The 19,671-nt window shown below is 61.3% G+C and carries 18 protein-coding genes and 3 pseudogenes; 16 read left to right on the top strand and 5 right to left on the bottom strand.

What is annotated here, in order from left to right:
• Positions 1-46: 46 nt before the first annotated feature.
• The 6 genes from EB231_RS33055 (at position 47) to EB231_RS33030 (ending at position 6,382) form a co-directional block, all read left to right on the top strand.
• Positions 47-838, top strand: coding sequence for a DeoR/GlpR family DNA-binding transcription regulator (locus EB231_RS33055; RefSeq protein ID WP_109671378.1), 792 nt, complete (start codon positions 47-49; stop codon positions 836-838).
• A 190-nt stretch (positions 839-1,028) separates the two neighbouring features.
• Entirely contained in the window at positions 1,029-2,591 is a 1,563-nt protein-coding gene (locus EB231_RS33050) for an ABC transporter substrate-binding protein (protein ID WP_172352469.1), read from the top strand.
• A 5-nt stretch (positions 2,592-2,596) separates the two neighbouring features.
• Positions 2,597-3,628, top strand: a complete 1,032-nt coding sequence (locus tag EB231_RS33045; protein ID WP_172352468.1) for an ABC transporter ATP-binding protein — start codon at positions 2,597-2,599, stop codon at positions 3,626-3,628.
• Positions 3,625-4,584 carry an ABC transporter ATP-binding protein gene (locus tag EB231_RS33040; RefSeq protein ID WP_136617676.1) on the top strand — a complete coding sequence of 320 codons (960 nt, stop codon included), beginning with the start codon at positions 3,625-3,627 and terminating at the stop codon, positions 4,582-4,584. The genes EB231_RS33045 and EB231_RS33040 overlap by 4 nt, the downstream gene beginning before the upstream one ends.
• A complete protein-coding gene (locus EB231_RS33035) occupies positions 4,584-5,525 on the top strand; it encodes an ABC transporter permease (protein ID WP_172352467.1) in 942 nt (313 codons plus the stop codon). Before EB231_RS33040 ends, EB231_RS33035 begins: the two co-directional genes overlap by 1 nt.
• On the top strand, positions 5,522-6,382 hold the full coding sequence (locus EB231_RS33030; RefSeq protein WP_136617674.1) for an ABC transporter permease: 861 nt from the start codon (positions 5,522-5,524) through the stop codon (positions 6,380-6,382). The genes EB231_RS33035 and EB231_RS33030 overlap by 4 nt, the downstream gene beginning before the upstream one ends.
• Positions 6,383-6,426: 44 nt before the next feature.
• On the opposite strand, the gene EB231_RS35425 is transcribed toward EB231_RS33030, so the two are convergent.
• From EB231_RS35425 to EB231_RS33015, 4 genes and pseudogenes are all read right to left on the bottom strand, one after another.
• Positions 6,427-6,612, bottom strand: a complete 186-nt coding sequence (locus EB231_RS35425; protein ID WP_246741052.1) for a 3'-5' exonuclease — start codon at positions 6,610-6,612, stop codon at positions 6,427-6,429.
• 41 nt (positions 6,613-6,653) lie between these two features.
• Complete coding sequence (locus EB231_RS35420; RefSeq protein ID WP_246740831.1) at positions 6,654-6,812, bottom strand: hypothetical protein; 159 nt, start codon at positions 6,810-6,812, stop codon at positions 6,654-6,656.
• A gap of 79 nt (positions 6,813-6,891) precedes the next feature.
• A pseudogene (locus EB231_RS33020) lies at positions 6,892-7,907 on the bottom strand (nucleotidyl transferase AbiEii/AbiGii toxin family protein).
• Positions 7,900-8,494 (bottom strand): annotated as a pseudogene (locus EB231_RS33015) (DUF6088 family protein). The pseudogenes EB231_RS33020 and EB231_RS33015 overlap by 8 nt, the downstream one beginning before the upstream one ends.
• A gap of 462 nt (positions 8,495-8,956) precedes the next feature.
• On the opposite strand from EB231_RS33015, the gene EB231_RS33010 reads away from it, so the two are divergent.
• On the top strand, positions 8,957-9,256 hold the full coding sequence (locus EB231_RS33010) for a hypothetical protein (RefSeq protein WP_006331763.1): 300 nt from the start codon (positions 8,957-8,959) through the stop codon (positions 9,254-9,256).
• A complete protein-coding gene (locus tag EB231_RS33005) occupies positions 9,253-9,684 on the top strand; it encodes a PIN domain-containing protein (protein ID WP_172352466.1) in 432 nt (143 codons plus the stop codon). The genes EB231_RS33010 and EB231_RS33005 overlap by 4 nt, the downstream gene beginning before the upstream one ends.
• A gap of 164 nt (positions 9,685-9,848) precedes the next feature.
• Here EB231_RS33005 and EB231_RS35415 read toward each other — a convergent pair.
• Positions 9,849-10,404, bottom strand: a pseudogene (locus EB231_RS35415) (IS110 family transposase); the annotation flags it as partial.
• Between the two features lie 369 nt (positions 10,405-10,773).
• Between EB231_RS35415 and nifH the strand changes: the two are divergent.
• From nifH to EB231_RS32960, 8 genes are all read left to right on the top strand, one after another.
• Entirely contained in the window at positions 10,774-11,667 is an 894-nt protein-coding gene (nifH, locus tag EB231_RS32995; RefSeq protein ID WP_006331760.1) for a nitrogenase iron protein, read from the top strand.
• Between the two features lie 104 nt (positions 11,668-11,771).
• On the top strand, positions 11,772-13,277 hold the full coding sequence (gene nifD, locus EB231_RS32990; RefSeq protein ID WP_172352465.1) for a nitrogenase molybdenum-iron protein alpha chain: 1,506 nt from the start codon (positions 11,772-11,774) through the stop codon (positions 13,275-13,277).
• A gap of 127 nt (positions 13,278-13,404) precedes the next feature.
• Positions 13,405-14,946, top strand: coding sequence for a nitrogenase molybdenum-iron protein subunit beta (nifK, locus tag EB231_RS32985; RefSeq protein ID WP_172353131.1), 1,542 nt, complete (start codon positions 13,405-13,407; stop codon positions 14,944-14,946).
• Between the two features lie 60 nt (positions 14,947-15,006).
• On the top strand, positions 15,007-16,497 hold the full coding sequence (gene nifE, locus EB231_RS32980; protein ID WP_172352464.1) for a nitrogenase iron-molybdenum cofactor biosynthesis protein NifE: 1,491 nt from the start codon (positions 15,007-15,009) through the stop codon (positions 16,495-16,497).
• A 9-nt stretch (positions 16,498-16,506) separates the two neighbouring features.
• Entirely contained in the window at positions 16,507-17,889 is a 1,383-nt protein-coding gene (nifN, locus tag EB231_RS32975; RefSeq protein WP_172352463.1) for a nitrogenase iron-molybdenum cofactor biosynthesis protein NifN, read from the top strand.
• The gene (gene nifX / locus EB231_RS32970) at positions 17,855-18,352 is read left to right on the top strand and encodes a nitrogen fixation protein NifX (RefSeq protein WP_172353130.1); all 498 of its coding nucleotides are present in this window, start codon (positions 17,855-17,857) and stop codon (positions 18,350-18,352) included. Before nifN ends, nifX begins: the two co-directional genes overlap by 35 nt.
• Positions 18,353-18,369: 17 nt before the next feature.
• Positions 18,370-18,849: a NifX-associated nitrogen fixation protein gene (locus EB231_RS32965; protein WP_006331754.1), complete on the top strand. Its 480-nt coding sequence runs from the start codon at positions 18,370-18,372 to the stop codon at positions 18,847-18,849.
• 24 nt (positions 18,850-18,873) lie between these two features.
• Positions 18,874-19,659: a response regulator transcription factor gene (locus tag EB231_RS32960; RefSeq protein ID WP_136617667.1), complete on the top strand. Its 786-nt coding sequence runs from the start codon at positions 18,874-18,876 to the stop codon at positions 19,657-19,659.
• Positions 19,660-19,671: the final 12 nt, after the last annotated feature.

Genomic DNA, 19,671 nt, shown 5'->3' with positions numbered 1-19,671 from the left:
CAGCGAACTGAATAGTCTTTTTTCGAATGCCGCGAGAGAGAGAAGCATGTCGCTAAGTTACAATCGTCATAAAAGGCTCGTTGAAATCATCCAGGCGAATGGCGAAGTGCGCATCCGAGATTTGATGCAGCGGTTCAATATTTCAGAAGAGACTGCGCGGCGGGATATCAAACGGCTCGAGCAGGATGGCTTGGTCGCACGGGTCCATGGTGGCGCGGTCGCAACGCAACAGCCAAAGCTGCTGGCCATCTCATCGCGAGCTGTTTCCGAGCGCGCGGAAAAAAGCACCATCGCTGAGATCGCCCTGGGTCTTCTGAAGCCCGGTCAGAATCTCTTCTTCGGGGGCGGCAGCACCATTCTGTCGTTGGCCAGCCGCATATCGGCCCTCCCGGAAATGCGCGTCGTCACCAACATGGTCGATACTGCCATCGCCGCGGCCGAAGGCTATCGGCATCGCGTTGTCATGCTGGGGGGCGATTTCAATGTCGATTTCCGGACCGTAACCGGATTCACCGCCTTGCGTACACTCCGCGAACAGCAGATCGACGTCGCATTTATCGGCGTCAATGCGGTCCATCCGAATGGCGTCTTCGACCATGAACAGGTCGGACAGGAGCTTGCTGCGACGCTCTGCGAGCAAGCACGGAAAATTGTCATTCTCGCCGATCACAGCAAATTCGGCTTGTCGGCGCGTTACCGCATCCTGCCCCATTCGGCGATTACCGCGATCATCACCGACCGGAGGCCTGCATCGGACATGCTGGACAAGATCGAAGCCGCCGGTGTTGAAGTTCTATATCCGCAAAACCGTCACAACCCCGCACTGGTCTCTACTTGATCCTCTTCTTTCAGCCCGCACGGCTGACCCAACCGTGAAACATTTTTTTCCTTTTGATTTCAATAACCAACACAATCCGTCTCAAACCTGCAAAAAACCGTCACATAACCGCGCTATGTCTCAGCCCGTCTCGGGAGCGGATTTCATTCGCTCCGATTGTCATCCCGACTGAAAGAGAGGGGATTTTGATATGCAAACGACACGTCGCAGATTTCTCGGCATGACCGCCATGGCGGCTGGCGCAATAGCATTGCCGAACACGATCATGGCGGCAACCGGCCGGCGGCCGAACCTCAATATTGCCGTTCAGGACCTGCGCACAATTCTGGAACCGGTGGACGGCTCCTCCATCGCCAACGTTTCCTGGCGGGTGCAATACAGCATTTTCGATCAGCTTCTACGGACCGACTACAACGACAATTTTCGCCTGAATTTCGCGCTCGCGACATCATTGAAGCAAATTGACGCCACGATCCATGAGATCAGGTTGCGCGACAATGTGAAGTTTCATGACGGTTCCACAATGACGGCGGATGACGTTGTCTTCTCGCTCGGGCCGGATCGACTGCGCGGCGAAAATGCGCCGGGCGCGGCCGTGTTTGCCAACTTCCTCTCCTCGCTTGCCGATGTGCAGAAGATCAATGATCGCACTGTCCGTTTGATCACCAGGACAGAGGATCCGGTCTTTGCCCAGCGGCTCGGCGCGTGGGGCACGCAGATCATCAGCGCCAGAGCACGGGCTGGCGCCAGCAGCTATGACGCCTGGGCGGCGAAGCCGATCGGGACCGGCCCTTACAAGATCGGCGAGGTCCGCAATGGCGACGAGATCACACTGGTGGCGCACGACGAATATTGGGGAGGCCAGCCGCCATTTGCCTCGATCCGCTTCAAGCGGCTGCCGGAAATCGCCGCGCGCATCGCCGGACTGAAGTCGGGCGATTACGATATCGTCACAGACATCACTCCGGACCACATTGCCGAAATTGAGGGTGTCAACGGCCTCTCGATCGTTGGTGGCGAAGCCATGTGGTTCCGCTTTCTCACATTTGCTCCGCTCAGGACTCCCATCCTGAAAGATGTCGATCTGCGTCGCGCGCTCGCTCTCGCTATCGATCGCGGTGCGCTGGCGGACGGCCTCTGGGACGGCCGGGCGAAAGCGCTGACCAGCTGGCAGCTACCGATCTTCGGCGAGATCAACGACCCCAACCGCAAGGGGGTGTCCTATGATCCGGCGCAGGTCAAGGAACTGCTCGCCAAGTCATCCTACAGAGGTGAGGAAATCCCATACCCTTCCGTCGGCACCTATTATCCGATGCAGCTCGCCGAGAACCAGGCGCTTGTCGAGATGTGGAAGGCTGCCGGAATCAACGTCAAGCTGATCATGTGTGAAAACTGGACGCAGGTCGGCGACATTGGCGGCATCAATGACACGTCCGGCGGCGCCTTCTACGCCGATCCCGTTTCCATGCTGTGGCAGATTATCGGTCCGACCAATGACCTCCAGTCAACAGGTGGCTGGACCAATGCCGAGTTTAACGCGCGCGGTCACGAGCTTGAAACGACGACCGATCTCGCCAAGCGCCAGGCGGCCTTCAAACGGATGCAGGACATTGTCGAGATCGAGGACCCTTGCATCACGCCGCTGCATTCCATGCCCTTTATCTATGGGCAGCAGGCGGATGTCAGCTGGCAGCCCAACCCGTTGCCGCAAATGTATCTCGGTCCGAAGATGCCGCCTGAGCCGGTGGCCTGAGTTCCATGCTGCATAAGTCTTTCCAGAACAGCGCGGGCGCCGCGCTGTTGCCGGCTCATGGCATCGGGGCTTCCGCCACCAAACCTGCCATCAGCATTGCTGGCTTGAGGGTGGCGTTCGGCGATGTGCCTGTGCTGCACGGTGTCGATCTCGCTGTGAACAAAGGCGAGGCCTTGGGTATCGTTGGCGAATCCGGCTGCGGCAAGTCCGTGACTTGGCGGGCGGTTCTTGGCCTGCTGCCGAAATCCGCCGAGATCGGGGGCGAGGCCAGGATTGGTGATCTCGATCTTGTGGGCGCACGACAATCCGTTTTGGATCGGGTGCGCGGCGGACGCATTGCCATGATCTTCCAGGATCCGGCCAGCGCGCTGAACCCGGTGCATCGCATCGGCGCGCAGATCACCGAAGCGCTTCGCCTGCACCGTGGCCTCAGCGGTGCCGCCGCCCGTGCCCAGGCCTGCCGCCTGCTCGACCAGGTCGGGATAGCCGCTGCGGCAAGCAGGCTCAACGCGTACCCCCACGAACTGTCGGGCGGCCAGAACCAGCGGGTGATGATTGCCATCGCGCTCGCCGGCCGGCCCGAACTGCTGATCGCCGATGAGCCAACGACCGCGCTCGACGCTACCGTGCAGGCGCAGATCCTGCTGCTGCTCAAAGATATTCAACGCGACACAGGCATGGCGCTGGTCATGATCAGCCATGATCTCGCCGCGGTGGCGGCCGTCTGTGACCGGGCATGCGTCATGTATGCGGGCCAGATCGTCGAAACGGCGCCGAAACACACGCTTCTGACCGCGCCGGAGCACCCCTATACACGCGACCTGATCGGTGCCATTCCGCCCTCGCACGGTCCGCGCATGCGGTTGACCGCCATTGCCGGCGCGCCGCCACAACGCAATCTGCCGCCGGGATGCGCCTATGCGCCACGCTGCCGGCACGCGATCGCGGTATGTCGCACGAGCCGACCGGAACCGCGGCAGGTCGCCGCGCGGCATTCGGTGCGTTGCCTTCGTTTGGACGCCGGCACGTATCAATGACCCTGCTGCGTCTCAACAACATCACCCGTCGCTTTCCGCTCGGCTCGCCACTCTACGGACCGCGGAAATATCTTGTAGCAGTCGATGGCGTGTCGCTGGATGTCGAGATGGGCCGGACGACCGGCATTGTCGGCGAATCCGGATGCGGCAAGTCCACCACCGGCCGTATTGCGCTCGGTCTGGAGCCGCCGGACAGCGGAGGTGTGCTGTTTCAGGGTTTTCCGCTGCCGCGCATCGACAGCAAAAAGTGGCGCGCGCAGCGGCGCCAGATGCAGCTGGTCTTTCAGGACACCTTGGCAGCGCTTGACCGCCGAATGACTGTCAGCGCTCTCATCGCCGAGCCGCTGGCGATTCACGGGATTGGCGATCCGGCAAGCCGCGAGCAACGTGTGGCCGAGCTTCTCCACGGCGTCGGCCTCGGCGAAGACCATGGCAGGCTCTATCCGCATCAGCTTTCCGGCGGCCAGCGCCAACGCGTCGTGCTTGCCCGGGCGCTCGCGCCAAAACCCTCGCTTCTGGTTTGCGATGAGCCGGTCTCGGCGCTCGACCTGTCCGTCCAGGCGCAAATCGTCAATCTGCTCATGGATCTTCAGCAGGAGCTCGGGATCGGCCTCTTGTTCATCAGCCATGACTTGCGGGTCGTTCGCCATGTCAGCGACCGGATCGTCGTCATGTATCTTGGCCGCGTCGTCGAGCAGGGGCGCGCCGACGCCATTATCGATCAACCCGCCCATCCCTATACGCAGGCGCTCGTCTCGGCCATGCCGAGGCTTCCGGGCGGCTTCGATCATTATGTGGCGTTGCCAGGCGAGCCGCCGAGCCCCACCGATCGGCCCTGCGGATGCCCGTTTCATCCACGCTGTCCACTTGCGCGCGATGTCTGCCGCCAGAGCCTGCCCGAACTCCTGCCGCTAGGACCGGAACGGCAGGTCGCCTGCCATGTGGTGAGGCATTGATGAGTGCGGTGTTTCGTTTCGCCGGCCCCAAGCTCCTGCGTGCGGGCCTGTCGATCCTGATCGTAGTGACCTTTACATTCGTGGTGCTGCGGGCCTCTGGAGACCCGGCGCTGCAGATACTCGGTCCCAGCGCCCGCGCCCCGGATCTTGAGGCGTTTCGCCGGCATTGGGGGCTCGATCAGCCTCTGTATGTGCAATATGTCCGCTATGTCCTGGCGGCACTTCACTGCGATTTCGGGAATTCCATGCTGGCTGGAAAACCGGCCCTGCAGCTTGTGTTCGAGCGCGCGCCCCTGACATTGGCGCTGATGCTGCCGGCACTGGCGCTCACGATGCTAATCGGCATTCCGGTCGGCGCCTACGCCGCCATGCATCGCGACACCTGGGTCGACCGATCGGTGATGATGCTGACCGTGTTCGGCTTCACCGTGCCAAGCTTCGTGCTCGGGCTATTGCTGATCCTGATCTTTTCCGTGACGCTCGGCCTGTTCCCGTCCGGCGGCGCGGATCGGCCGGAAAGCTTCGTACTGCCGGTGCTCACGCTTGGTTTGGGCGGGGCGGCCATTATCGCGCGCTTCACGCGTAGCGCCATGATCGAAGTTCTGTCGCAGCTCTACATCGTGGCGGCCAGCGCCAAGGGCGTGACGTGGCGGCAGGTGGTTCGCCACCATGCCTTTCCGAATGCGATCATTCCTGTGCTGACGCTGTTCGGCCTGATGCTCGGCGGCCAGGTCGCGGGCGCCGTACTGGTGGAAAGCGTCTTCGGCTGGCCCGGCATCGGCCAATTGCTGGTGGTTTCGGTTGCGAACCGTGATCTCGCCGTGGTGCAGGTCATCCTCCTTCTCGTGGCGCTGACCATGACGTCGGCCAACCTGCTGATGGACCTGCTTTATGGCGTGTTCGATCCGCGCTTGCGTGGAACAAACTCAGGATCGCAATGAAAACGGCAACTGTAGAAACCAACCGTCCGCCGCCTCGCTCGGTGGACCTGCCGACACTCCTTGCTGTGGGCTGGGTTCTCCTCATGCTCCTCACGGCGCTCGCCGCGCCGCTGATGGCTCCCTATGAGATCACTTCCATCGACCTGCGCCATCGCCTGGCGCCGCCCGTCGGCTTTGGCGGAACGATGCTACACGTCCTGGGAACCGACGATCTGGGCCGTGACGTGGCCTCGCGTCTTTTCTACTCGATCCGCACCAGCTTGCTGGTCGCCTTCGGCGCCACTGCGATCAGCGTGTTGGTCGGTACCGGGATTGGCTTCATCGCCGCGTATTTCCGCGGGCTCGTCGAGCATGCCCTGCTGCTAATGATCGACGTACAGGCTTCGTTACCATTTCTAATCGTGGCGCTGGCAATGCTCGCCTGTTTCGGTAATTCGCTGACGCTGTTCGTCGCCCTGATGGGACTTTATGGCTGGGAGCGGAATGCGCGGTTGGCACGAGGACTGGCAATCACCGCCAGCGCGCAGGGCTATGCGAGCGCAACGCGCCAACTCGGCGCCCATCCGCTGCGTGTCTATCTGCGGCATATCCTGCCCAACAGCGCGGCGACGCTTCTCGTGGCGGCGACGGTGACCTTTCCGGAAATCGTCCTGGTGGAAAGCGGACTCTCCTTCCTCGGCCTCGGCGTTCAACCGCCGATGACCAGCCTGGGTGTCATGGTCGCGGCCGGCCGCGAGTATATCACCCGCGCCTCCTGGATGCTGCTCGCTCCAAGCCTCGTCATTGTCATCACGGCCGTTGCCGTTAGCGTCCTCGGCGACTGGTTGCGCGATAAGCTCGACCCGACCCTCAAATAACGGTTTCCCAATGCAAAGGAGCTGATCTCCACACTTGTCGACGGCTACGCTCTTGCACGGGACGGGGTGCCGAACCTTCGCCCGCGGCCGGTATCGACGTAACCGGAATACAGCATATGGATCTCGTCGCGGGCCCGCGTCAGGCCAACATAGAACAGCCGTCGGCTTTCGCGTCGCGCCGCCGGCTGCTCGTTGCGCCAGGGCAAACCGCCCAGATCAAGTCCCACCATGATCACGACATCATCTTCGCAGCCCTTTGCCGAGTGCGGCGTCAACAGATTAAGATGGAGAGGCGACGCGTCGCGTCCACCGAGGCTCGCCAGATCCGGTCGGCGAGCGGCCCGCCGACAGCGAGCGCCGCCGACATGCGCACCACCTGTTCGCGCTGATCGGCGAGGCTTGGCTCTGCCGCCATCAGCGCATCGAGCATTCCCGCCCGCAGCGCGCCGATTGGCGAAGTTTGTAATTTTGATCCGCGAAATTCGCACGGCGCCGTCCCCCAGTTTTTTCTATTCGCGGATGTAATTGGCTCGCTCGGCGATATCGGCACATCGCGCCATCAGCGCTTCGAAAGGCTCCGCGTCTTCCAGAAGAAGCCCGTCGTCGACCATGCGGGCGTAGTCCTCTTCAAGCGCCTTCAGACCATCGCCTGCGGGCACAAGCCGCAGACCGCCGTTGACAGCCGCCGCGTAATCGATGGGCGTTCGATCGGGCGCTTTCTCGGCGAAGAACATGGTCTTGTGGCGCGCCACTGCGTTCGCCAGATCGCGATCAGCAAAGGCGGACGGGGTAAAACCGGTTTCGTCCAACCGCGCGACATCGTGCCAGTGACGAGCAAAGCGATCGCCGCGCCGGCGCTCCTGCAGGCAGAAGACATGGATGGCCGTCGCCTTCTCCCAGAAGGTTCGCTCCGCATGCATCACGCGTGGACGAGCCGTGGGAAAGGTCACGCCCTCGATCAGGCCAGACGCGTCGCAGGCGATGTCGCGCAAGCTCGCGGGCTCGCCCGTCGATCGTGCTCCGAATTCGAGCATCACGCTCGGCGCCACATAGCCGGAGCCAGGCGTCGCGGCTTCGTAATCGATGAACAGCTTCTCGCCCTCGACGCGGATGGCGGCCGCCAAAGCTTCAGCCGCGAGCGCATCTGCGATGATCGGCTGAACGCTTCCTTCAACCCAATTGGGCAGGCGCTTACGCACCTCACTGGACCAGCGTTTTTCCTCGCTACGGGTCTCCGGCAACGCTTCGCCGTCGTCGCCCACCAAGTCGGGTGCAATCGGCCGGATGTCGTATGTTAGGTCGACGTCCTCGGAAAACCGCTGGATAACCTGATAGGCTTTGGACAGCGACGTGCCGCCCTTGAACACCAGATGTTCGCCGAGCGCCGAGCCGTAAAGGTGGCGAGCGCCCAGACCACCCACACGTCCTTCTCGAGGAGATGCGCCGGCCTGCCGGACCGATCGGCCGCGACGCCGAGCGCCTCCCGCCGATCCTCGATCGGGAGGTGGAGAAAGGGATCAGCCATGTGCGGCCTTGCCCACGCTGCGCGCCATCCAGGTCGGAAGCTGCGGCGCTACCGCGACCAACTCGCTGAAGACGCCCGGCGGGAGTTTCCGCTTCAGTGTCTGGAGGGCGGCCTCAGCCTTCTCCGGCCCAAGCCAAGCCAACGCTCGCACCGCCTCGCCAGCGGGCCGATGCGCCATTGGCGAGCTGCCAACGAGGCGCGTGGCGAAGCTCGACGACCTGCTTGCCGAGGCTCATCTTCCGGGTGCGGCCGGAAGTCAGATAGACCGACCGGACCGGCACCTGTGTCGTGAGACCGAGGGTGTTGGCGGCAACGGCCCCACTCGTGACGATGATCTCCCCGCGCTGGCTGGCAAGCGCCTCGACCGCTTGCTCCACGGAGGGAGCCCGGGTGCCGAACCTGCTCGTGACCGGAAGGAGATAGACGCCGCGACCCGCCCGGATCAACTGCGTCCGCTCGGCTAGACGCGACAATGCCTGATCCACCGCGGCGCGATTCCCGAGGTGAAGCAAGCTCTTAGCTGCGACCGGCGTGCCCTCTGGCAGCCCTTTCGCGTGCGCAAGAATCTGTTCGGTCAACCGTTGCATGGCCATGCTCCTGTCAGAAATGTATGCGATTTTCTGACAGTTTTTCAAGGCGGGCAGCGACGGGCACCTGCACGCGGAACCCGTCCAGCAGGCGTTGTGGTCAATCATCGCCGCGCGAATCGACCAATCCCTGTTTCGCGCCGTTCTCCGAACGCGCCTCGCCCGTCCTGGGGCCGACGCCCTCTGGTCGGCGCCGAGATATTTCTCTTGTCAGCGCAAGAACTCGACGCTGGTCAAAAAGTACCGTCGCGTAACATATATCGCGCGTCCCCACCGATGCCATTCAACAGAAGAGAGCACTGCCCGGACTGCCTGCACCTTGATCAAACCCAGTATTCTGGTTATATTACTGGAAATGAGAAATGAAGACTGTCTTTTTATTTAGATCTGTATGTTCCTTCTTGTTGTAGTTATGATGTATGTCGAATGTATTTTGTATGTGTGTTGTAGTCGGAGGCAACTATGAGCAGCTCGCAAAAACGCGCCATTCAAAACTATCGATCTCGCCTCAGCGAGCGCGGCTTGGCGCGCTTCGAGGTGCTTGGCCGCGATGCCGATCGCGACCTCATTCGATCTTTGGCTCGCCGCCTGGCCGAGGATGGACCGGATGCCTCTAGCCTGCGCGCTGCTGTCAGCCAGACCATTGCCGGCGAGCCACCCAAGCTTGGCGGGATTCTCGCCGCATTGCGTCGTTCGCCGCTCGTGGGAGCTGACCTCGATCTTTCCCGCCCCCATGAAGAGGGGCGGAAGATCGACCTGTGACGCGCTACCTCCTCGATACCAACATCATCAGCGATGTCGTCAAATCGCAGCCTTCGGAATCGCTCCTGGCATGGATGTCGAGACAGCGTGACGAGGATTTGTTCATCGCTTCGCTGACCGTTGCGGAAATTCTTCGCAGGGTTCTGGAGAAGCCGCGCGGGAAAAAACGCGACGCACTCGACAACTGGTTCTCTGGGCCTGAGGGGCCGCAGGCGCTGTTTGCGGGCCGCATCCTCTCGTTCGACGACAAGGCAGGGCTGATCTGGGCGCGGCTGATGGCAGGAGGAAAACTGGCCGGCAAGCCGCGCAGCGGGCTCGACATGATCATCGCCGCTGTCGCCGGAGCGAACGAGTGCGTGCTGGTAACGGATAACGAAAAAGACTTTGCCGGGCTCAAGGTCGTCAATCCGATACGCGGAGCGGTCTGATGCGGCGGCGGGTTAAGGAATGCTCGGGAGGGCAAGATGGCTGAAACTCAGATAGAGTGGACAGAATCCACTTGGAACGCTCGCGGATTTGGCTGATCCCCGCTCCTTCAGCGCGCCAAATCCAGCGGGACGAGCTCCCAGATGATCTACAGCCAAGGGAGGGTCTTCTCGAGCTCGGCGATCTTCTCGCTGTAGATGGCGATCTGCTGGAGGTAGAGACGACCAACGTCGCGGACGATCGGCTGGATGAGGCCTTCCTCGTCTTCGATTGCATCCGCAAGGCGCTTCACGTGGGCCGGGCCGTGTGGGGCGACGACCCCGTGCTTCGGCGAGGTGGCCGCGCAGGGCGTTTATCAGCTGCGTGCGCTGGCGCACCAAGAGGTCGCGCGTGCGGAAGATCATCGACCGCGCCTCTTGCTCCTCGGTTTTGACAGCCACGAAGCGCATTGTCGGCCTGAGGGCCGCTTCCGCGTGCCGCTTTACAAAGGACTTCACATAGACCGGCGGCAGGAGCCGGACGGCATGCCCGAGCCCGCCGATCGTACGCCCCCAGTCGTGGGCGGTCGCGCTTCCATCGCCACCGTGCACCGGGGCTGTCCGGCGAGAAACGGCAGCAACTGCGCGCGACAGCTTCTTGCGAAAGACAACCTTCCCGTCACTCGCCGCGCCGTGAACCTGGAAGACCCGCTTTGCGAGGATTCCAATGATGGTAACTTCCATGGATGCCGTCTCTGTCTTGGTCGATTCTGGCAATCACCAAACTGGCACATTGCGATGGCGTCGGGAGGGGGCATCTACTCCATCAGATTTTGACAACTAGCTTCTTTCCGGGCTCCGCGGCCGACGTCTCACTCAACGCCATCCGACATTTCCTGTCGCCTTTGTCAGGGCCGCGACACAAGTTTATTTAGCCAATTTAATATTTTTGCCAAATGTTAAACAGCTGAAAAGCAATCATAAAATTTCTTCTTCGATCCAACCGGCCGAATTGGCACGAGTTTTGAAACGATCGGTGCGAGGCGGCGGGATCTGCCGACCGGCATTGAAGTCGCGGTAACCGCTATGGATGGAAAGAAGGAAGGAAGCAACATGTCAGGTCTGCGTCAGATCGCATTCTACGGAAAGGGGGGCATCGGCAAGTCCACCACCTCTCAAAATACGCTAGCCGCCCTGGTCGACCTCGGACAGAAAATCCTGATCGTCGGCTGCGACCCCAAAGCCGACTCCACCCGGCTGATCCTGAACGCAAAGGCGCAGGATACCGTTCTGCATCTCGCCGCCCAAGAAGGTTCTGTGGAAGACCTTGAACTCCAGGACGTGCTCAAGATCGGCTACAAAGATATCAAGTGCGTGGAGTCCGGCGGCCCCGAGCCGGGTGTCGGCTGCGCCGGCCGCGGCGTCATCACCTCGATCAACTTCCTCGAGGAGAACGGCGCCTATGACAATGTCGACTATGTCTCCTACGACGTGCTGGGCGACGTGGTGTGCGGCGGCTTTGCGATGCCGATTCGCGAAAACAAGGCCCAGGAAATCTACATCGTCATGTCCGGCGAGATGATGGCGCTCTATGCCGCCAACAACATCGCCAAGGGTATCCTGAAATACGCCCATTCGGGCGGCGTGCGGCTCGGCGGGCTGATCTGCAACGAGCGCCAGACCGACCGCGAGCTCGACCTCTCCGAGGCGCTGGCCGCCAGGCTCAATTCCAAGCTCATCCACTTCGTGCCGCGCGACAACATCGTCCAGCACGCCGAACTGAGAAAGATGACGGTAATCCAGTATGCGCCGGACTCCAAACAGGCAGGGGAGTACCGCGCGTTGGCCGAGAAGATCCATGTCAATTCGGGCCAGGGCACCATCCCGACCCCAATCACCATGGAGGAGCTCGAGGACATGCTGCTCGACTTCGGCATCATGAAAACGGACGAGCAAATGCTTGCCGAGCTTCAGGCCAAGGAAGCGAAATTGGCCGTCGCTCAGTAACCGCCGCTACCGACAGGGGGCGCCGACCGTGACCTGGCGCCCCTTTCTACGAAGCAAGGCCTCGTTGGCGAGGCGTTACCCGAACCTTGAAAGGGGCAGGTCCCATGGGCCTCGACTATGAGAATGACGGCGCTTTGCATGCGAAGCTTATCGAAGACGTGCTGTCCCAATATCCAGACAAGGCGGCGAAGCGTCGCAAGAAGCACCTCAGTGTCGCAACGAGCAAGGACGAGGCCGGCGGGGAGGACAAGGGCCTTTCCGAATGCGACGTCAAATCGAACATCAAATCCATTCCGGGCGTGATGACAATCCGCGGCTGCGCCTATGCCGGCTCCAAGGGCGTGGTGTGGGGTCCAGTCAAGGATATGGTCCACATCTCGCACGGGCCGGTCGGCTGTGGGCAATATTCCTGGTCGCAACGCCGCAACTATTACGTCGGCACGACGGGTATCGACACGTTCGTGACAATGCAGTTCACCTCCGACTTCCAGGAGAAGGACATCGTTTTCGGCGGCGACAAGAAGCTGGAAAAGATCATCGACGAGATCGAGGACCTATTTCCGCTCAGTGGCGGCATCTCGGTGCAGTCCGAATGCCCGATCGGCCTGATCGGGGACGATATCGAGGCCGTGTCGCGCAAGAAAGCCAAGGAGCACGAAAAGACGATTGTACCGGTGCGCTGCGAAGGTTTCCGCGGCGTTTCACAATCGCTCGGCCACCACATTGCCAATGATGCGATCCGCGATTGGGTCTTCGACAAGGACGATGTCGATTTCGAGTCCGGCCCTTACGACGTCAATGTCGTTGGCGACTACAACATTGGCGGCGATGCCTGGGCTTCGCGAATCCTGCTTGAGGAGATTGGACTTCGGGTGGTCGGCAACTGGTCGGGCGACGCAACGCTCGCCGAGATAGAGCGCGCGCCCAAGGCCAAACTCAATTTGATCCACTGCTACCGGTCGATGAACTACATCTGCCGGCACATGGAGGAAAAGTACGGCATCGCCTGGATGGAATACAATTTCTTCGGCCCCACCCAGATCGAGGCCTCCCTGCGCAACATCGCCAAGCATTTCGGCCCGGAAATCGAGGAGAAGACCGAAAAGGTCATCGCCAAGTACCGGCCCTTGGTCGATGCCGTCATCGCCAAGTACCGACCGCGCCTCGAAGGCAATACGGTGATGCTCTATGTCGGCGGCCTGCGTCCTCGTCACGTCATCACTGCTTACGAGGACCTCGCTATGGTAATCGTCGGCACCGGCTACGAGTTCGCCCACAACGATGACTATCAGCGCACCGGCCATTACGTGAAGAATGGCACGCTCCTCTATGACGACGTCACCGGTTATGAGCTGGAGAAGTTCATCGAAGGCATCCGCCCTGATCTCGTTGGCTCCGGTATCAAGGAGAAGTACCCGGTGCAGAAGATGGGCATCCCGTTCCGCCAGATGCACTCTTGGGACTATTCCGGCCCGTATCACGGCTATGACGGCTTCGCCATCTTCGCCCGCGACATGGATCTGGCCATCAACAACCCGGTCTGGGGTCTCTACCGCGCGCCGTGGAAGAAGACGAAGGACGCACCGCTGAGGGCGGTCGCCGCCGAATGAGGACTGGCCTCCCTGCCAAGCAGGGAGGCCGATAAATGCTCGGGGGCACTCGATCCGCGGAGGCCCTTCAAAGTTTCGATGTCCCTGTGCTGCCGCTTGCCGCGGCCAGATGGAAAAGGTGACCACCATGCCGCAATCGGCCGAAAAAGTTCTCGACCATGCTCCCCTGTTCCGCGAGCCGGAATACAGACAAATGCTTGCCGAGAAGAAGCTGAATTTCGAATGTCCGCACCCTGATCAGATCGTCACCGACCAACGCGAATTGACCAAGACTTGGGAGTACCGCGAAAAGAACCTCGCTCGCGAGGCGCTTGTCATAAATCCGGCCAAGGCCTGCCAGCCGCTCGGCGCGGTGTTCGCGGCCGCGGGCTTCGAGCGCACCATGTCTTTCGTCCACGGTAGCCAGGGCTGCGTCGCCTACTACCGCTCGCATCTGTCGCGACATTTCAAGGAGCCTTCGTCAGCGGTTTCCTCCTCGATGACCGAGGACGCGGCAGTGTTTGGCGGCCTGAAGAACATGGTCGACGGGCTCGCCAATACATACAAGCTCTACGACCCCAAGATGATCGCTGTCTCGACCACCTGCATGGCAGAGGTCATTGGCGACGACCTGCGGAGCTTCATAGAGAACGCCAAGAACGAAGGCTCGGTCCCGTGCGACTTCGACGTGCCTTTCGCGCATACGCCTGCCTTCGTCGGCAGCCATGTCGATGGCTATGACGGCATGGTGAAGGGCGTGCTGGAGCATTTCTGGAAGGGCAGCAAGCGCTCGCAAGCCGCTGGGACCATCAACATCATTCCAGGCTTCGACGGATTCTGCGTCGGAAACAACCGGGAACTTAAGCGCCTCCTCGACCTGATGGGTGTCACCTATACCGTCATTCAGGACGCCTCAGACCAGTTCGACACGCCGTCGGACGGCGAATACCGCATGTATGACGGTGGCACCAAGATCGAAGACCTGAAAGGGGCACTCAACGCGGAGGCGACACTGTCGCTGCAGCATTACAACACCCGCAAGACGTTGGAATATTGCAACGAGGTCGGGCAGGCGACGGCATCCTTCCACTATCCGCTGGGTGTCCAGGCGACCGACGAATTCCTGATGAAGGTCTCAGCGATTTCCGGCCAGGAGATCCCCGAGTCAATCCGGATGGAGCGCGGCCGACTGGTTGACGCCATGGCGGACAGCCAGTCATGGCTGCACGGCAAGAAGTACGCAATCTATGGGGATCCCGACTTCGTCTACGCCATGGCCCGCTTCGTCATGGAGACCGGCGGCGAGCCGACACATTGCCTCGCGACCAACGGCACATCGGCCTGGGAGGCCGAGATGAAGGAATTGCTTGCATCCTCGCCCTTCGGCCAGGATGCCCAGGTCTGGGCGGGCAAGGATCTCTGGGCGATGCGTTCGCTGCTGTTTACAGAGCCGGTGGACCTGCTGATCGGCAATTCCTATGGCAAGTATCTGGAGCGCGACACCGGCACGCCGCTGATCCGGCTGATGTTTCCGATCTTCGACCGGCACCATCACCATCGCTTTCCCCTCATGGGCTACCAGGGTGGATTACGCGTGCTGACGACGATCCTCGACAAGATATTCGACAAGCTCGATCGCGAGACGAGCGAGACGGGCGTGACGGACTATTCCTATGACCTCACCCGCTAAGCCCGTGCCGGCTTTTCGCCGAGGCCGTCCATTGCCCAATGGACTTCGGAGACTGACGCAATGACCTCGCTCAGTGCCAAGATCCAGGACGTTTTCGACGAGCCCGCCTGCGATAACAACCGCGGCAAGGATGCCAAGGCGCGCAAGGAGGGCTGCTCGAAGCCGCTGACCCCCGGGGCGGCGGCCGGCGGCTGCGCCTTTGACGGCGCCAAGATCGTCCTGCAGCCGATCACCGACGTTGCGCACCTGGTCCATGCGCCGCTCGCCTGCGAGGGCAATTCCTGGGACAACAGAGGCGCAGCTTCGTCCGGGCCAACCCTGTGGCGGACTAGCTTCACAACCGACCTCACCGAACTCGACGTCGTGATGGGGCAGGGCGAGCGGAAGCTCTTCAGGGCGATCCGCGAGATCAAGGAAACACATGCGCCGCCGGCAGTCTTCGTCTATTCGACCTGCGTGACGGCGCTGATCGGCGACGACATCGAGGCCGTGTGCAAACGCGCGGCCGAAAAATTCGGACTGGCCGTGGTGCCGATCAATGCGCCGGGCTTGGCCGGCTCCAAGAACCTCGGCAACAAACTCGCCGCCGAAGCGTTGCTCGATCATGTCATCGGCACGATGGAACCCGACGACACCGGGCCCTACGACATCAACATCCTTGGCGAATTCAACCTCTCCGGCGAATTCTGGCTGGTGAAGCCGCTGCTTGATCGGCTCGGCATCCGGGTGCGCGCCTGCATTCCGGGCGATGCGCGTTACATCGACGTTGCATCCGCGCACCGCGCCCAGGCGGCTATGTTGGTGTGCTCGAGCGCACTGATCAATCTGGCCCGCAAGATGGCGGGGCGCTGGGACATCCCGTTCTTCGAGGGCTCCTTCTACGGCATAACCGATACCTCAGAGGCACTTCGCAACATTGCTGAGCTGCTGGTGAGGAAGGGCGCCGATGCGGAGATCCTCGATCGCACAGACACGCTGATCGCTGAGCAGGAGGCGATTGCGTGGAAGAAACTCGAGGCCTACCGCCAGCGGCTTCAAGGCAAGCGCGTGCTGCTCAATACAGGCGGTGTGAAGTCCTGGTCAGTCGTCCACGCACTGATGGAGATCGGCATGGAGATCGTCGGCACCTCGGTCAAGAAATCCACCGTCGAAGACAAGGAGCGGATCAAACGGATCCTCAAGGACGAAAACCACATGTTCGAGCAGATGGCAGCGCGCGATCTTTACGCCATGCTCTCAAAACACAAGGCCGACATCATGCTGTCGGGCGGGCGCACGCAATTCATCGCGCTGAAGGCCAAGACACCCTGGCTCGATATCAACCAGGAGCGCCAACATCCTTTTGCCGGCTATGACGGCATGGTGGAACTTGTACGGCAGATCGACCTCGCCATTCATAACCCGATCTGGGGCCAGGTGCGGGAGCCGGCGCCATGGGATTGCCAGCCTGCCGGGGAGGACGATCTGGCGAGCACGAAGAACGGGACAGCGACTGTGAACGCTTTCAATGAATTCGCCGGCGCGACGGCTCACCGCTTCGGCGACCGATGAGGAAATCCGATGGTCCGCATCCTTCGCAATACCAAATCAGCGGCGGTCAACCCCCTGAAGTCGTCGCAGCCGCTGGGTGCCGCCTTCGCTTTTCTTGGAGTCGAGGGTGCGATGCCCCTGTTCCACGGCGGCCAAGGCTGCACCAGCTTCGCGCTCGTGCTCTTCGTGCGGCATTTCAAGGAAGCGATCCCCTTGCAGACAACGGCGATGGATGAGGTGGCAACCATATTGGGCGGAGCGGACCATCTGGAAGAGGCGATCCTCAACCTCAAAACCCGCACTAAGCCAAAGCTGATAGGAGTGTGCACGACCGCGCTGGTGGAGACCCGTGGCGAAGACTGCGCGAGTGATATCGCCAACGTCAAGCTGAAGCATGCGGAAGAGCTCGAGGGTACGGAGGTTGTGCTGGCCAACACGCCTGATTTCGGCGGCGCTATCGAAGAAGGCTGGGCCAAGGCTGTCGCGGCGATGATCGAAGGGATTACACGGTCGGGCGCACGGACCCGGCAGCCGAAGAAGATCGCGATCCTGCCCGGATGCAACCTCACTGTCGCTGACGTCGAGCATTTGCGTGACATGGTTGAAAGTTTTGGGCTCAACCCGGTTATCCTGCCGGACGTCTCCGGCTCACTCGACGGCACGGTTCCTGACCGCTGGGTAACCACTACCTATGGCGGCACCAGCGTCGAGGAAATCCGCGAGCTTGGCACGGCCGTGCAATGCATCGTCATCGGCGAGCACATGCGCCACCCGGCGAAAACGCTGCACGGGTTGACCGGCGTGCCTTACGCGGTGTTCCAGTCGCTGACCGGATTAATGGCCGTCGACCGGTTCGTCTCGCTGCTATCGGCGGTTTCGGGCGCGGCGGTGCCGGACCGGGTTCGCCGTCACCGGGCGCAATTGGAGGATGCATTGCTCGACGGACATTTCCATTTCGGAGGCAAGAAAATTGCGATCGCTGCTGAACCAGACCAACTCTATCAACTCGCAACCTTCTTCACCGGCATGGGCTGTGACATCGCGGCGGCGGTCACGACGACCGATATGTCGAAGATTCTGCAAAAAGTACCGGCGGAGTGGGTTCAGGTCGGCGATCTCGGCGATTTGGAAGCTCTTGCAGCGGGCGCGGATCTTCTCGTAACACATTCCCACGGTCGCCAGGCGTCGCGACGCCTTGGCATTCCGCTCATGCGCGTCGGCTTCCCGATCTTCGACCGGCTCGGCAGCCAGCACAAGCTCACAATCCTCTATCGGGGGACCCGCGACCTGATCTTCGATGTTGCCAATATCTTTCAGGCCAACCAGCACGCGCCGACGCCTGAGGCGCTTGATCCATTCCGGAAACGAGAAATGCCAGATGAGCTCCGTTCGTCGCCTCTCACTCGTCACTGACGAGGTTCACGCACCGATGACGGACCGACGGGCAGGCGCATTGCGCGTAGCCATCGCCACGCAAGACATGACGAATCTCAATGCCCATTTCGGGTCGGCCAAGCGCTTTGCTGTCTACGACGTGACGCGCGAGGAGTGGCATCTCGTGGAAGCCGTGGCCTTCGATGACGTTTCCGATGAGAGCGGGAAGCGTCGGACCGAGGGCGATGACCGCGTCATGCCGAAGGTGGAGGCGCTGAAGGGCTGCCATCTGCTGTTTTGTCTGGCCATCGGCGGGCCTTCGGCAGCCAAGGTTATTTCGGCAAAAATCCATCCAATCAAGGTGCCGCAGCCACAAACCATCCAAGAGGTGCTGTTGCGCACGCAGATGATGCTGAGAACGTGTCCTCCGCCCTGGCTGCGCAAGGTGCTGGCCGAAGCTGGTGTCGCCGAAAAGAAACCCTCCTTCGAGGATGAGGACTGAAACAAGGAAAGAGCAAAATGTTTGAAGTCGCGATCAGCCCTGCTGTCAACGATGACGAGGCGGCCCTTGCCAGCCCGTTCGTCAAGTGCCTCGTGCGGCTGATCCTTGCTCAAGATTCGCACGGGTCGTGGGACGGCAAAGCGGACGCCGAGTTGCTGGCCGACTTCATCGTCAGCAAGGAACGGCGTCGTACGATCCCAATCATCGGCGATCCCGATCCGGACGTGCTGTGGAGGCTCGACAAGTTTTACACTGCCGTCGCCCTTGCGATCGAGGAGCGCTCCGGCCTGATGGCATCGCCGATGATCGAAATGAGCCATGAGGGGTTCGGGCGCGTGCTTTTCACCGCCGGGCGGCTGGTCGTTTTGTCCAAGACCGTGCGCGACGTCCATCGGTTCGGCTTCGAGACGTTCTGCAAACTCGCCGCCGCCGGTACGAAACTGGTCGACGATGCCATCGCAGCCATCGACGCCTATCCCGAGGTGGCACGGGCATGAAACCAATTTTCGAGCAAGAGGATCATGTCAGGCCTTGAGGAGCCGCGATGGCCAGCCCACGCGGCCGACGCGGTCGAGGCCAATGTGGTTCTCGGGGTAGCGCTGATGAAGCCACTCGTCCTGATCTGTTCGCAAGATGCGGAGTTCTATCTGTTCCTCAGCCACATACTGGAGGTGGACGGCTTCGTCAGTGAGCCGGCAGGCGGCGCCAAGGAAGCACTTGCAAAGGCCGACGAACGGGAATTCCAGGCCGTGGTGCTGGACTGCGGTCCAACGAGCCTTACCGGGTCCGCAATCTGCGCCCGGCTCAAGCGGGAACCCCGGACCGGCGGCCTGCCCATCATTGCCCTGATCGCGCCCGGCGCCGAGAACCAGCACCTTGATCTGTTGAAGGCCGGCATTGACGAGAGCTTTGTGCGGCCAATGGCGCCGGCCAAGCTGCTCGATTATCTGCGGACGAGGCTGGCGCTGCCGAAGCCGGGTTCAAACGGGATTGAAAACGACAGCTGGCTTTCCTATGGCAGCCTTGAGATGAAGCTCGATGCCCACCGGGTTTGCGGCAATGGCCATGACATCCATCTCGGACCGATCGAGTTCAACGTGCTGCGGCATTTGCTGGAGGCTCCCGGCAAGGTCTTCAGCCGGGACGAGCTGATCGGCGGGGCCTGGCCGGCCAATATCCATGTCGGTCTACGCACAGTCGATGTCCATATCAGTCGGCTCAGAAAGGCACTGGAGACGGCCTCGACCGGTATCGTCATTCGTACCGTCAGGTCGGCCGGCTACTCGCTTGAGAAGCTGGACGGCTGAATCGAGTGCGGG

This window comes from Mesorhizobium sp. NZP2298 (assembly GCF_013170825.1).
Classification (GTDB): domain Bacteria; phylum Pseudomonadota; class Alphaproteobacteria; order Rhizobiales; family Rhizobiaceae; genus Mesorhizobium.
The sequence above is the reverse complement of the archived record's forward strand: the minus strand, read 5'-3'. Positions and strand labels throughout refer to the sequence as shown.